The 13695-nt window shown below is 47.5% G+C and carries 13 protein-coding genes; 12 read left to right on the top strand and 1 reads right to left on the bottom strand.

Translation table 11 applies throughout. From position 1 onward, the window contains the following. The first annotated feature begins 1 nt into the window (after window position 1). The 7 genes from ACFQ1Z_RS03235 (at window position 2) to ACFQ1Z_RS03265 (ending at window position 6470) form a co-directional block, all read left to right on the top strand. Window positions 2-1060, top strand: a complete 1059-nt coding sequence (locus ACFQ1Z_RS03235; protein WP_379055593.1) for an ATP-grasp domain-containing protein — start codon at window positions 2-4, stop codon at window positions 1058-1060. Continuing rightward, the gene (mch, locus tag ACFQ1Z_RS03240; protein WP_379055595.1) at window positions 1026-2000 is read left to right on the top strand and encodes a methenyltetrahydromethanopterin cyclohydrolase; all 975 of its coding nucleotides are present in this window, start codon (window positions 1026-1028) and stop codon (window positions 1998-2000) included. The genes ACFQ1Z_RS03235 and mch overlap by 35 nt, the downstream gene beginning before the upstream one ends. Window positions 2001-2119: 119 nt before the next feature. Further along, a complete protein-coding gene (locus ACFQ1Z_RS03245; protein WP_379055597.1) occupies window positions 2120-3025 on the top strand; it encodes an ATP-grasp domain-containing protein in 906 nt (301 codons plus the stop codon). Window positions 3026-3047: 22 nt separating this feature from the next. Beyond that, entirely contained in the window at window positions 3048-3881 is an 834-nt protein-coding gene (locus ACFQ1Z_RS03250) for a triphosphoribosyl-dephospho-CoA synthase (RefSeq protein ID WP_379055599.1), read from the top strand. Between the two features lie 129 nt (window positions 3882-4010). Continuing rightward, window positions 4011-4385, top strand: coding sequence for a 4a-hydroxytetrahydrobiopterin dehydratase (locus ACFQ1Z_RS03255; RefSeq protein WP_379055601.1), 375 nt, complete (start codon window positions 4011-4013; stop codon window positions 4383-4385). Between the two features lie 51 nt (window positions 4386-4436). Continuing rightward, the gene (miaA, locus tag ACFQ1Z_RS03260) at window positions 4437-5399 is read left to right on the top strand and encodes a tRNA (adenosine(37)-N6)-dimethylallyltransferase MiaA (protein WP_379055603.1); all 963 of its coding nucleotides are present in this window, start codon (window positions 4437-4439) and stop codon (window positions 5397-5399) included. Window positions 5400-5447: 48 nt separating this feature from the next. Next, entirely contained in the window at window positions 5448-6470 is a 1023-nt protein-coding gene (locus tag ACFQ1Z_RS03265; RefSeq protein WP_379055605.1) for an acyltransferase, read from the top strand. 11 nt (window positions 6471-6481) lie between these two features. Here ACFQ1Z_RS03265 and ACFQ1Z_RS03270 read toward each other — a convergent pair whose 3' ends face one another. Continuing rightward, complete coding sequence (locus ACFQ1Z_RS03270) at window positions 6482-7738, bottom strand: undecaprenyl-phosphate glucose phosphotransferase (RefSeq protein WP_379055607.1); 1257 nt, start codon at window positions 7736-7738, stop codon at window positions 6482-6484. A gap of 435 nt (window positions 7739-8173) precedes the next feature. On the opposite strand from ACFQ1Z_RS03270, the gene epsL reads away from it, so the two are divergent. The 5 genes from epsL (at window position 8174) to xrtB (ending at window position 13695) form a co-directional block, all read left to right on the top strand. Continuing rightward, complete coding sequence (gene epsL, locus ACFQ1Z_RS03275) at window positions 8174-9373, top strand: XrtB/PEP-CTERM-associated polysaccharide biosynthesis outer membrane protein EpsL (RefSeq protein WP_379055609.1); 1200 nt, start codon at window positions 8174-8176, stop codon at window positions 9371-9373. Between the two features lie 101 nt (window positions 9374-9474). Beyond that, window positions 9475-10503, top strand: coding sequence for an SLBB domain-containing protein (locus ACFQ1Z_RS03280; protein ID WP_379055611.1), 1029 nt, complete (start codon window positions 9475-9477; stop codon window positions 10501-10503). Between the two features lie 47 nt (window positions 10504-10550). Next, the gene (gene epsF, locus ACFQ1Z_RS03285; RefSeq protein WP_379055613.1) at window positions 10551-11933 is read left to right on the top strand and encodes a chain length determinant protein EpsF; all 1383 of its coding nucleotides are present in this window, start codon (window positions 10551-10553) and stop codon (window positions 11931-11933) included. A gap of 16 nt (window positions 11934-11949) precedes the next feature. Beyond that, a complete protein-coding gene (locus ACFQ1Z_RS03290; RefSeq protein WP_379055615.1) occupies window positions 11950-12822 on the top strand; it encodes a polysaccharide biosynthesis tyrosine autokinase in 873 nt (290 codons plus the stop codon). Continuing rightward, complete coding sequence (gene xrtB / locus ACFQ1Z_RS03295; protein WP_379055617.1) at window positions 12823-13695, top strand: exosortase B; 873 nt, start codon at window positions 12823-12825, stop codon at window positions 13693-13695.

A 13695-nucleotide genomic window follows, 5' to 3' on the forward strand; every position in this document is an offset into this window, starting at 1 on the left:
GATGGCGCGGCGTGAGGGGCATGAAGTACTGGCAGTAGATGCTTTTGCTGATGTGGATACGCGGCAGGCCGCACAGCAGGTATGGCGATTGCCGGCGCTGGCCGGGCAGTTAAGTGCAGAAGATGCATCTGCCTTGTTTGAAAAACTGGATAGCTGGCAGCCCGATGCCGTGCTGGTAGGCTCCGGTTTTGAAGCCAGCATAGAGTTGTACCAGCGCTTGTATCAACGCTATGCATTGGCCGGCAATACCCCAGCACTGCTGGCGCAAGTTAAAAACCCATATTGGTTGAGCAGTTATTGTGCAGCGCATGGCGTTATGACACCGCCAGTGCAGGCACAAGCGCCGCAAGCCGGGCCATGGTTATATAAAGTCGCAGGGCAGAGCGGCGGGTCGCATGTTTTACACTGGGATAAGGCCGCCGTGGTCAGCCCTGACCCAGCAGCGTACTGGCAAATGCTGCAACCTGGCCTGGCCGTAGGTGCGCTGTTTGTAGTTGAAGCTGACTTAGTGACATTGCTAGGCGTGCATGCGCTCAGGCAACGTCCGGGAAACTATACTTATGCAGGCGCTACGCGTTTGCATGAACCACAGCTGATCGCTGCCATGCAGGCGTTGCTGGCGGCACTGGTGCCTGGTCTGGGCCTGGTCGGTATCAACAGCCTCGATGCGATCTGGCAGCATGGTCAGTTGCATCTGCTGGAGATCAACCCCAGGTTAAGCGCCAGCATGCGTTTGTATAGCGACTTGCCGCTGATACAAGCCCAGCTTGCCAGTTGCCAGCGCGGGTTGATGCCTGAGTTAGCGACAAACGGCAACTATGCCAGCCATTGCATTTTGTATGCACGGCAGGCCATAGCAACAGAAGATTTGGTTTTTCCCGCCTGGCTGGAAGATAAACCGGATGGCGGCAGCATCAGCGCAGGGCTTCCTTTATGCAGCCTGTATGCAGAAGCGGCGACAAAAGACGAACTAGAGCAAGCATTGCAAGACAAAAAAACACAATTAGAGAAATTATGGGGGACTTATGTCTGTGAACGTATCGAATTCAACATCCATTAGCGTACAGCAATACAGCGCACCTCTGGTCGCACATCTGATCGCCAACGCCGCCGCGCTGGGCTGCCTGGTCACTAGTCATGCCAGCGGTGCCACTATCATTGATGCCGGCATTCAGGCCCCAGGCGGTCTTGAAGCCGGACGCATCATTGCCGAGATCTGCATGGGCGGCCTGGGTGGCGTCAGCTTGCAGCAAGTACCACAATTTGCCAACTGGCCACTGAGTGTGGTGGTGACGGCCAAACAGCCTGTCATTGCCTGCCTGGGCAGCCAGTATGCCGGCTGGGCCTTATCGCATGAGAAATTCTTCTCACTGGGCAGCGGCCCGGCACGTGCCATCGCCCAGCGTGAAGAAGTATTCAAAGACATCAATTACAGCGACAAAGGCGAGCAATCGGTACTGGTGCTGGAAACCGACAAAGTACCGCCGCTAGAAGTGATAGAAAAAGTCGCCAGGGATACCGGATTGCCAGCCAGCAAGCTGACCTTTATCCTGACACCTACGCGCAGTATCGCCGGCTCATTGCAAGTGACCGCGCGCGTGCTGGAAGTGGCGCTGCACAAATGCCATACCCTGCATTTCGACCTGAGTGCCATTGTCGATGGTTATGGCGTGGCGCCGGTGCCAGCCCCTTCACCAGACTTTATCACCGGCATGGGCCGCACTAACGATGCTATCCTGTTTGGTGGTTTTGTGCAGTTGTTCGTCAACGCTGACGATGCTGCCGCAGAGCAACTGGCGCAACAATTACCTTCTTCGGCTTCTAAAGATTACGGCCGTCCGTTCGCCGAAGTGTTTAAAGCCGTGAACATGGATTTCTACCAGATAGACCCTATGCTGTTTTCACCAGCCAAAGTCAGTGTCACCAACCTCAAGTCCGGCAAGACCTTTTTTGCCGGGCAATTCAATGAGACACTGTTAAACCAGTCTTTTGGTGGCTAAACATCCAGCTATCATCATGGCAGGGTGCAGCGGCATGCCATGCAGGCATTGATGTGCAGTTAGCACACCAGCGCTTGCATAGTCACTGACACCCTAGCTGCAGCCATTTCCCACAGTGTATGAAAGTCGTTCCTATCTTTACTGATGAAGTCGCCCAAGCGGGCGGCTGGCATGGGCAGGCACTGGCCCAGGCGTTTGCGCGCCAAGGCTGGCAAGCACATATGGTGTGCCTGGATAGTTGCCATGTCAGCATCGTGGATCAGCAGGTGCAGGTGCATATCCCGGGCTTGTCAGCACCGGCACCTATTGCATTTGTGCGAGGTGTGGCGGCCGGGACTACCCAGCAGATCATCACGCGCATGAATATACTGCACACCCTGCAGCGGCAGGGCATGACTATTTATAACCATGCCCGCGCCATTGAAACCACCGTAGATAAAAGCCTCACCAGCCAGCTGCTGGCTGAGCATGGCGTGCCTACACCGAATACTTGGGTGTGCGAATACAGGCAGCTGGCGCACCCGCTGATGCAACATGCACTGGATAACGGTAAAACACTGGTGATCAAACCTCTATTCGGTTCGCAGGGCAAAGGCGTGCGCTTGATAGAACATGCGCAGCAGTTCGCCTTACCCCACGATATGTTCGTAGATGGCGTCTATTACCTGCAGGAGAAGATAAATTGCGGCAGCAACCAGCACGATTACCGTGTGTTTGTCGTCAATGGCGAGCCGGTGGCGGTGATGCGGCGGCAAGGCGATGGCTGGCTGCATAATGTGGCCCGCGGTGCGCGCTGCACGGCGAGTAACGAGGTCGATGTGGCTGAGTTAGGTGTGCAGGCGGCGGCAGCCATAGGCATCAATTATGCCGGGGTGGATCTCATGCGCGACAGACACGGCAAACTGTGGGTGATAGAGGTGAACAGTATTCCTGCCTGGCGCGGCCTGCAAACCATCACCGATTTGAATATTGCAGATATTTTGGTGGCAGACCTGTTACGTTTTGCCCCTGAACAGCCAGGCTGAGCAAACCATATCGCCCGCAACCATGAACGTACAAAGCGCCTATACAAACGCCTGCCAGGCAGAGCTGGAAGCACTCAAGCCCGGCAATGTGCATATTTTTGCCGATGGTCATGGCATGCAGGTGCAGCACTTTATAGACAGCGCCGAAGTCTCGGCGCCACTATTATGTGATGATAGCCAATATGGTGATCGTAGCCTGGGCCAGCGTATCCTGGCGGCGCTAGAAGTGACCTACGCCAAAGTCGCCTGTAATACCAACCTGGGTATCATCTTATTGGCCGCACCTATCGTGCAGGCCAGCCTGCGCTACCCGCAGTTGCCTTTGCGTGCCGGCTTAGCGCAAGTATTAAATGAAACGACGCTGGAAGACGCAGCGCTGACCTACGCCGGCATACGCCTGGTGAGCCCGGCAGGCATGGGCGAGCGCAATGAACACGATATTTCGCAACAGCCACAGATCACGCTGTTAGAGGCCATGCAGCTGGCCAGTGCCCACGACATGGTGGCACGCCAGTATAGCGAAGGCTATGCACAACTGTTCTCCCAGGCGCTGCCATTATATAAAACCTTTGTGCAGCGCTGGCAGCGTCCGGCCTGGGCACTGACCGCGGTATACCTGTACTGGTTATCTTCAGTGCCGGATAGTCATATCGCCCGCAAATACGGTACTGCTGTGGCGCTGGAAGTGCAGCAGATCGCCAGCCAGCATGCGCAGGCTTTTATGGCGCTGGATAACCCCAAACACTACATGGCGACCCTGCTCAAATGGGATCAATCGCTCAAGCAGGCGCGGCTCAACCCCGGCACCAGCGCCGACCTGACCGTGATCACGGCCATGCTGGCGATGCTGGGCTGATTCAGTCATCCGCCTAAACCATGCAGTGTCAGCCAAACCCAAACTGCGGCAGATTGCTGTAAATGGCTTGCAGGGCTAAGGTATACTGCCTGTTTAAATGTTGCCCATACTATTCAACAGGAGAACGCCATGGCTGAACAGGTTTTGACCGAACAGGAAATCCAACAACATTTCGCTGAATCTTTACCACACTGGTTTTACGAAGAAGGCTGGATACGCCGTAAATACAAAACCAACAGCTGGAAGGGCACGCTGATGGTAGTCAATACGGTAGGGCATCTGGCCGAAGCCGCCTGGCACCACCCGGACCTGACCGTTTCCTACGCATTTGTGATCGTAAAACTGTGCACGCATAGCGCCAAAGGCATCACCATGAAAGACATAGAGCTGGCACGAAAAATTGAAGAGGTGATTCAATGGCAGCCGGCAGCGCAAGCGGGTTCAGCCCTGGAAGGCACACCGCAAGACGACCTGCGCTTCAGCTATGTCAAATATGATAAATAAGCTGCTTTAAGTCCTTGTTTTATCATTCATTGAATGCCCAGTTGATGTTGTATGACCACACCTGTTAAAGCCGCGCTGCCGCCTGCCATTTTTCTGATGGGGCCGACGGCCAGCGGCAAGACCGCAGCCACCATAGCCTTGTATCAGGAGTTTCCGCTGGAAATCATCAGTGTGGATTCTGCACTGGTCTATCGCGGCATGGATATAGGTACCGCCAAGCCGGACGCCGACACCTTGCGCCAGGCTCCGCATCATCTGATCGATCTGATCACGCCGCTGGAACAGTATTCAGCGGCACAATTCGCCAGAGATGCGCTATCACTCATGCATGCAGCCATTGAAAAAGGACGGGTGCCTTTGCTGGTAGGCGGCACCATGTTGTATTTCAACGCCTTGCAGCACGGCCTGAGTCAACTGCCCGAAGCCGACCAGGATGTGCGGGCCGCGATAGAAGCCGAAGCCGCAACCCATGGCTGGCCGGCCATGCATGCGCAACTGGCAAAAATAGACCCCGCTGTCGCCGCAAAAATACAGCCTAATGACGCGCAGCGCATAGAACGGGCATTAGAAGTCTACCGCATCAGCGGCCAGTCTATGAGCGCCTTGCGCGCGCAATCCAGCAAACATGAGTTGCCATTTAATATCCTTAAGATCGCCCTGATGCCTAGCGAGCGCGCCGTCTTGCATCAGCGCATCGCAGACCGCTTCCAACTGATGCTAGAACAAGGTTTTATCGAAGAAGTACAACAGCTGCTGGCGCTATACCCGCAACTGACTTCTGAAAGCCCAAGCATGCGCTGTGTGGGCTACAGGCAAACACTGGCTTATTTGAATGGTGAAATCAATCTTAAAACGCTGGGTGAACAGGGCGTTTTCGCCACGCGTCAACTTGCCAAACGCCAGCTGACCTGGTTGCGGGGCATGAGTGACGTGCAGGTATTGGATTGCTTGAGCAATAGCTGGATTAACGAATTGGCAATTAAAATACGATCCAGCTATTTAGATTATTCATGAATTGACAATAAAAACCTAATCAACAAAACCAGCTAGGGAAGGTGAAGTATGAGTGAACGGATAGACTATTTTGATGTGCTCAGAGGCTTGGCTATTATCGGAGTCGTTACCATACATGTTTCCGGTTCAGCAACGCAGGTCATGCATGCAGCCAGCGATCACTACTTGAACATTTTCTGGAGAAATTTCTGGAATTTTTCTGTTCCATTATTCATCGCAATCTCCGGCTATTTTTTAGCTAAGAAAACCTTCTCGAAAAACGGTGACTATTTAAATTTCTTAAGTAAACAAGTCCCCAAAGTTTACTGGCCATTCCTTTTCTGGTCGTTTATTTGCTTTTTATTAGCTGTAGCGACTAAAGCGCCTGTTTCTTCGGAGTTGATTAAGCTGCTTACCTTTCAGTCTTCAGGGCCGTATTATTTTATCGCATTGATTATTCAGTATTATTTATTGCTTCCAATACTCAAGCATCTGGCCAATTTAAAAGGGCTGATCGCCAGTGTCGCAGTGAGCCTTGCTGCGACTTATCTCATATTTCACCTCAGATACATAAGCGGCATAGACTTAGCGCTGATTATTTATGCAGGTAATTTTGTGACCTGGCTTATGTTCTTTATCTTGGGGCTGTATATGGGATCGGCGAACAGAATGAGAGTCTCTAATACGGTATTATTAAGTATCACTGCAGGTTTTTATTTATTGTCTTGCCTGGAAACCGGGTTGCTGATTGAATGGTTCAACCAGCCTCAAGCAGCCGTTACAGCTATCAAGCCCTCATCCTTCATTTACTCATTTGCCCTGATTGCTTATTTATTCAAAAATATAAATATTGTTCATTCACAACTAATAAAAAAATTAGGCGGGATCTCGTTTGGGATTTACCTCATCCATATGCTTGCATTGGGTATTGAATCCCGTATCTCGCATAAACTGTTGCCGGCATGGGTAGAGGGTTCATTTTTGTATCAAATAATGCTTACTGGCTTGGTAATACTGACCTGTGCTTTTGCAATCAGCTTACTCAATAAACTGCTATCGGATAGGCAAAGTAAGCTGATCGGTTTTAAATAGATTTGCTGTGATCAATAAGCACTGTCCTGGCCAACGGCTGTTAGCCAGACAGTTTTTGCCACGATCAGCATATCCAGACGCGGGCTCCAGTTACGCAGGTATTCCAGGTCGTAATGCACACGCTGTTCCATCTTTTCCAGCGTATCGGTTTCGCCCCTGAAGCCATTCACTTGCGCCCAGCCGGTAATGCCTGGTTTGACCTTATGCCGCACCATATAGCCTTTGATCAGCTTGCGATATTCTTCGTTATGCGCCACTGCATGCGGGCGTGGGCCCACCACACTCATGCGGCCTTGCAACACGTTGATGAACTGCGGCAACTCATCCAAAGATGTTTTGCGTAAAAACGCACCGAAGGGCGTGATGCGCTGGTCATTCTTGGTCGCCTGCGTCACTTTACCGCCATCTTCAGTCACCGTCATGGAGCGGAACTTATACACCAGTATCTCCTGGCCATCCAGGCCATAACGACGCTGTTTGAAAATAATGGCACCAGGCGAACTGAGTTTAATGCCTATGGCGATCACCAGTAAGATAGGCGAGATCAGAATCAGCACGAACAATGAGAAAAGCACGTCTGCCGTACGTTTGATAAAGCCATCCATGCCGGTGAAAGGTGTATCGCAGACTGATACCACCGGTATGCCATTGACTTCAGAGACACGGCCCTGGATCAGATCGGTGACAAAAATATCTGGCACAAAATAGATAGAAGTGGTCGTGTCTTTCAGGTCATCCAGCATTTTCAGGATACGCGGATGGCTGGACATAGGCAGGGCGATATATAGCTTGTGCACAGTATGCAGGCGCAGATAAGTGCTGAGCTCGTTCAGGCTGCCCAGCACAGGGTAATCTGCATCCTGATCCAGGCGGGCGGGCGAACGGTCCTCAAAAAAACCCAGCACATTGATACGCTGGTAATAATCCTCTTTAAGGTTATCAGCCAGCAAGATTCCCTGTTCATTCAACCCTACGATCAAAGTGTTTTGCGGCGGCCCTTGCCACTGGATCAACTTGGGGCTTATGCACTTTAATAACTGCAATGCAGCAATCTGGGCCATTGGCGTGAGCAATAGCCAGAGTAATATCATTTGCTCGCTATAGAGGGTGATATAGCGTGTCACGTAAGCAAAAATCAGCACAAAAGTAGCAATCACCAACCACTGCGCGATCACATCGCGACACATTTTAACAAAACCTTTACGGATCTTTGCGCCACTGGGGAAAGTGATCGAGAACAACACGATAGACACGATAAATATCGACATCGGAATCTGGTTCTCGGTATAGATAAAAAGTCCCCATAACACGAACACCATCACTAAAGGCTCAACGATGGATTCTAATAGGTATAGTGGACTGTTGGCACTAGCAGAAAGGCCGGAGAGGGTTCTGATGGGAGGTTTCTTGGTGGCCATATATTACTTATAATTTGATTTACATTGATTTTAACGCAACTACGATGTTTGCACCAATCAAACAATAATGCAACCGTCTCTTGGGGTAGGTGGCAGATTACAATTTACGTGGTAATCTGTCACAAAAATGTCAGAATTTACAAGCATTATTACTCGTTTTGATTAGCTTTAACCTAACAGTAGCTGTTGAGCGTTGAGAATAGTTCTTGTTTTCCTGCATGGCTTTAGATTTTTGATAGTAGAATACATATTGGCGTAAATGGCCTTATTAATTCAGGGTGGCTCATGCCTTCAAGATATAACAATAGAAAAGTACCACTATTAACGCACAGGCTTCTCTGGTGCTGCTGTTTTTTCAATTTCATCCCTGGCCTGGCAATGGCAGATGATCTTGATACCTTCCAATTGAGGGCTGGCGTTAACAAAAGCTTTGATAGTAACGTTTTAAGGCAAAGCAGCAATGAAATTTCAGACCAGATTACCGCTGAAATGGTAGGGCTTAAATTTGATAAATCCTACTCGCTGCAAAGAGTCATATTTGATGTTAATTACAACGATTACAGCTATCAGAAGTCTGACTTTTTAGACTATCACGCGACCAACTACAATGGTACTTGGCTATGGGCGCTTACCCCTAACCTGCATGGCAATCTGTCAACCAGCAGAGTCGAGACTTTAATCAGTTTTCGAGATTTGCTCACTCCAACCAAAAACATGAGAACCACGAAAACGAATACTTTTAGTTTTGAGTATTCACCGCACCATGTATGGTCGCTGATAGGTGGGGTAAGTGAAATAGACAATAGCAACAGCAGGCAGTTTACTGCTCAAACAGGTTCAAGCACTACCGTATATGAATATGGGGTTAAATATATATTCGCATCAGGAAGCAACCTTTCTTTAATGGGTCGTCAAAAAGACGGGACATTTGAAGGCAGGGAGTTGAACCCTGCATTGAAATTCGATAACGGGTTTAAGGAAAAAGAATATGACCTTACGTTCGAAAAAGATGTAAACGGCAAAAGTACCATTAATGCAAAACTTGGTTATCTGGCACGAGAGTACGATAACTTCAGTGAGCGTGACTACAGTGCTATCGTAGGCAACGTGGACTGGTTATATATTGTGACCGGGAAAATCAAAGTTGACCTGAACCTAAGCAGGGGTGTCAATGTCTTTGAAACAGCTAATAGTACTTATACTGTAACAAATGCAATCAAAACCGGAGTCTTTTATGATGTAACCAGCAAGATCCAGACCGGTTTAAACCTGCGTGCCTCCACGCGTGATTTTGAAGGCCGTGGTGAGTTTGATACCAGCGGCCGCTTAGATAAGGAAAAGTCGATCAGTGCTTTTGCCACATGGAATCCATTGCAGAATGCCGCTTTTACGATAAGAACAACAAAGTCACATCGTAATTCTTCAATCGATAGGTTTGATTTCGATGATGTTCTGACTTATGTAAGCGTTGACCTGTCTATATAAGCTGACAAGCTGATACCCCGCTTTCAGTTAAAGCATTCAGAATTATTTTTTATACATGTTAAGCAACATAAAAACAAAGAGTAGAAAAGGTGTTTTAAATTATGTTTAAGTTCATGAAGGCTTTTTTTGTACTGCTGATCCTGTTTTTCACTAGCGCCGCCAGTGCTGAATACACACTGGGTACAGGAGATTTTGTTCGTGTCATCGTTTACGGTGATGCAGAACTGACTCGCGATTTACGCATATCAGAAAGCGGCGTTTTATCCTTCCCACTGATTGGCGAGGTTAAAGTCGGCGGCGCAACTACGCTGCAAGCTGAAGAACGTATCGCCACTTTGCTGAAGAAAGGCGGTTTTATTGCTAACCCGCAAGTTTCTGTCTCTGTTTTAGAGTTTTTAAGCAAAACCGTTTCATTGCTGGGTGGTGTCAATAAGCCTGGCCGCTATTCGATCATTCGGCCGACTGATATTGCAGATATTTTAGCTGAGGCTGGAGGTCTGACAGTCGAGGCGTCTGAAATAGTGACAGTTATCCGTGGTAGTGTACGCAAGCAATATAATTTAAATGAAATCATTGAGCGTAATAACCTGAATGACAATGATTTGCGCCTGTATGGTGGTGAAGCCATTTACATCAACACCAGAGATGTGACTGTTTCTGGCCAGGTACAACGTCCTGGCAAGTATGGCATTCAAGGCGGCAATCAAAGAATCAGTGACTTTGTGGCACTGGCAGGCGGCCCGATCGAAAATGCGGGCGAAGTATTATTATTCACCACTGAGCGTTCAGGCACTCAGGTGACTGAAGAGATCAACATCGATGAGTTGTTTAGAAATCCTTCCAGCACCGTGAATAAACAACTGGCCCCTAATGATGTCGTTTATGTTCCTAAAGCGCCTCAGGTATATGTCTACGGCGAAGTCCAACGCCCTGGCATGTATAAAATCGATAAAAATATGACAGTGATGCAAGCGATTGCAAAATCCGGCGGATTAACAATCAGAGGCACACAGAGATCAGTAAAGCTTCACCGTAAAACAGAGTCTAATCAAATTGTTAAAACAAGCCCTAATCTGACTGATTTCCTGAAAGATGAAGATGTTTTATATATTGAAGAAAGCCTTCTTTAAATAAACCTGTCTTGTCTACATAAATTTAAGATGCTGAAGGGTATCAAATGAGTTTTTATCAATTTTATCTGGCAGTAAAGTCGAGGGCAAAGTTAGTTTTGTTTTTGACGCTGGCCTTTTTTATAGTTGCATTAGGCGTCAGTCTGGTTTTACCGAAAAACTACACCGCAACCACGTCTATGGTGATCAATTACAAGGGTATAGATCCGGTGACCGGGTTGTCTATGCAAGCGCAACTGATGCCGGGTTTCATGGCTACGCAAATGGAAATCATAGCGAGCCATGCAGTTGCCCTTAAAGTGGTAAAAAACTTGCATCTGGACGAAGCTACTGTCATCCAGAACCAGTTTAGAGCAGCTAAACATGAAAATACCACCCTTGAAGATTGGTTGGCCGATCTACTGGTTAAAGGCTTGAAAGTTAAGCCGTCCAAAGAAAGCAGCATCATTGAGATCTCTTACACCGGCTCTGATCCGCAGTTTTCTTCGGCTATTGCCAATGCGTTTGCCGATGCCTACCAGGAGACCAGTTTAAGGTTAAAGGTTGAACCTTCGAAAAAAGCGTCTGAATATCTGTTATCACAGGCAAAAGTTTACCGCGACAAGTTGGAAAGCGCTCAGTCAAAACTTTCTGAATATCAACAGCAATCTGGCCTGACCAGCATCACTGAAAACCTGGATGTTGAAAATGCCAAGTTGAACCAGGTAGCTAATCAATTGATTGCTGCCAGGGCACAGGCGACAGAGTCTTCGTCAAGACAGTCCAGCGCATTATCTCAGGGTGACTCATCACCAGATATCGCATCTAACCCCATTATTCAGAACCTTAGAATGTCGCTGGCTCAAACCAGTACAAAACTCGCCGAGGTCAGCAATAAATATGGCGTCAACCATCCGCAATATTTATCTGTTGCAGCAGAGCTGGATAAGCTAAAAGCGCAATTAAATCTGGAAATCTCCCGCTTGGGTGCCAGTGTCAGCAGCAATGCCAATATCTATAACCAAAGTGTTACTAAGTTGACGCAGGAATTGGCTGCGCAGAAACAAAAGGTGTTAGACCTGAACCGCTCCAGAGATCAGCTTGCAGTGTTACAGCGTGATGTAGAAAGTGCTCAGCTGACATTCAATACTGTTAATCAGCGCTTAAACCAAACCAGCATAGAGGGTAAAGCAAATGAGAGTGATATCTCGATCTTGAACCCTGCGATTGCGCCTGAGGCTTACTCAAGTCCTAATGTGTTGATCAACTCGGCATTGGGTATCTTTCTGGGCTTGCTTTTCGGTATTTTGATCGCCTTCGTACTTGAGGTTAAAAATAGAAAAATCAGGTCAATTGAAGATTTATACGAGTTTGCAGACATTCCTGTTCTGGCTTTGATCAATAATAAGTCTATAGCACATAAAAAACTCAATTTTTTTCCTATAAAGTGATTCAGTAAGGCAGCATATGACAATTAAACACCATATTATTGACACGCTACCCAAGCATCCGATCTCCAGGATTGGTAAGTGCCTGGTAGAGATGGGAAAGATTTCAATTGAAGATACCGAAAAGATTCTTAAAAAACAGAATGAAACCGGGCAGCGCTTTGGTGATGCTGCAATCAGCCTTGGCCTTGTTTCTGATGAAGACATCAAAGTAGCGTTATCTCAGCAGTTTGACTATTCATTCATCACACCTGCGAATAGTACCTACCATAAAGATTTAAGAGCTGCCTACGACCCCTTTTCAAATCAGGTCGAATCTTACCGTGGATTGCGCAGTCAGCTTTTGTTCAGGTGGTTCAACGAAGGATTTAAAGCGGTATCTTTTATTGCCAGCAATAGAGGTGAAGGTGCCAGCTATCTAGTCTCTAATTTGGCCGTGGCTTTTGCCCAGCTTGGCAAAAAAACGCTACTGATTGACGGTAATCTCAGGCATCCGAGAATTCACGAGATATTCAACTTGAAGAATAAGTTTGGCTTATCCGATATTCTTGTAGATAGGGTATCTGTCATAGATGCACTGCAACATTTGCAGGACATTCCAAACTTATCCGTTCTATCCTCTGGTACTGTGCCACCCAACCCACAGGAGTTGTTAGGTCGTTTGACTTTCAACCAGATCATCAAGAATGCAAGCACGGTTTTTGATGTGATTTTGATTGATACTCCTGCAATCTCAGACTGCTCTGACTCGCAAATCTGGTCATCACTAACTAAAGGTGTGGTGATGGTAAGCAGACTTCATCATACGTCTATAGAAGATCTCAAAGTGTTAAAGCGGTCTGTAGACTTGACTGATGCGTCTGTGATCGGCGCCGTTGTAAACGAGTTTTAAATGAATTCAATGTTTTTAAGAAGCAATGTTGTAGGCTTTACCAAAAGTCACTATGCAATCTTAGCGCTGATTTTTTTGTTATGCGGCTCAATCCTTAGGCTGAATGAATATGTCTGGAGTTTAAGTGACTATAGTCAAGGGCCAGTGGTCCTGTTCATCCTTTGCTATTTGTTTTTTGCTAAAGCAAAGGAGATGCAAGGATATGCGACAGAGAGCAGTAGAGTACTATCGGTTTTTTTTTGGACACTGCTGGGTATAGGCATCATTTGCTACATCATTGGCCGCTCTCAATTTATAAATTTTCTTGAGATTTTCTCTTTCTGTCTTCTGATACCCGCAGTTGTCGGTCTGGTTTATGGGAAAAACAATCTTAAAAAACTGTGGTTCCCGATTTTCTTCACTATCTTTTTGATCCCTTTACCAAGCTTTTTTGTCGCATCTATCACGATGCCTATCAAAATCGCAGTTTCTTCAGTCACAGCAGAAATTTTGTCCTTGTTAGACTACCCTGTAGCACAAAGTGGAGTCATCCTGCAGATAGGTCAATACAAGCTGTTTGTCGCTGATGCATGTGCAGGTATGAATACATTATTTACCCTTGAAGGCCTGGGGCTTTTTTATCTAAACATAGTAAAGCGTGATTCATTAGCCAGGAATATATTGCTGACCATTCTGATCATTCCTATTTCATTCCTGGCGAATGTATTCAGGGTACTGGCAATCTCACTGATCACTTACTACTTCGGGGATGAGATGGGGCAGGGCTTCTTACATGGTTTCGCAGGGATATTCATGTTTATGGTGGCTTTACTATTAATTATCTCGATTGATGCATTTTTTGAAAAATTCCTAGATAAAAAGAAAAGCCATTGA

The sequence above is a fragment of the Methylophilus luteus genome (assembly GCF_042676265.1).
Taxonomy (GTDB): Bacteria; Pseudomonadota; Gammaproteobacteria; order Burkholderiales; family Methylophilaceae; genus Methylophilus; species Methylophilus luteus.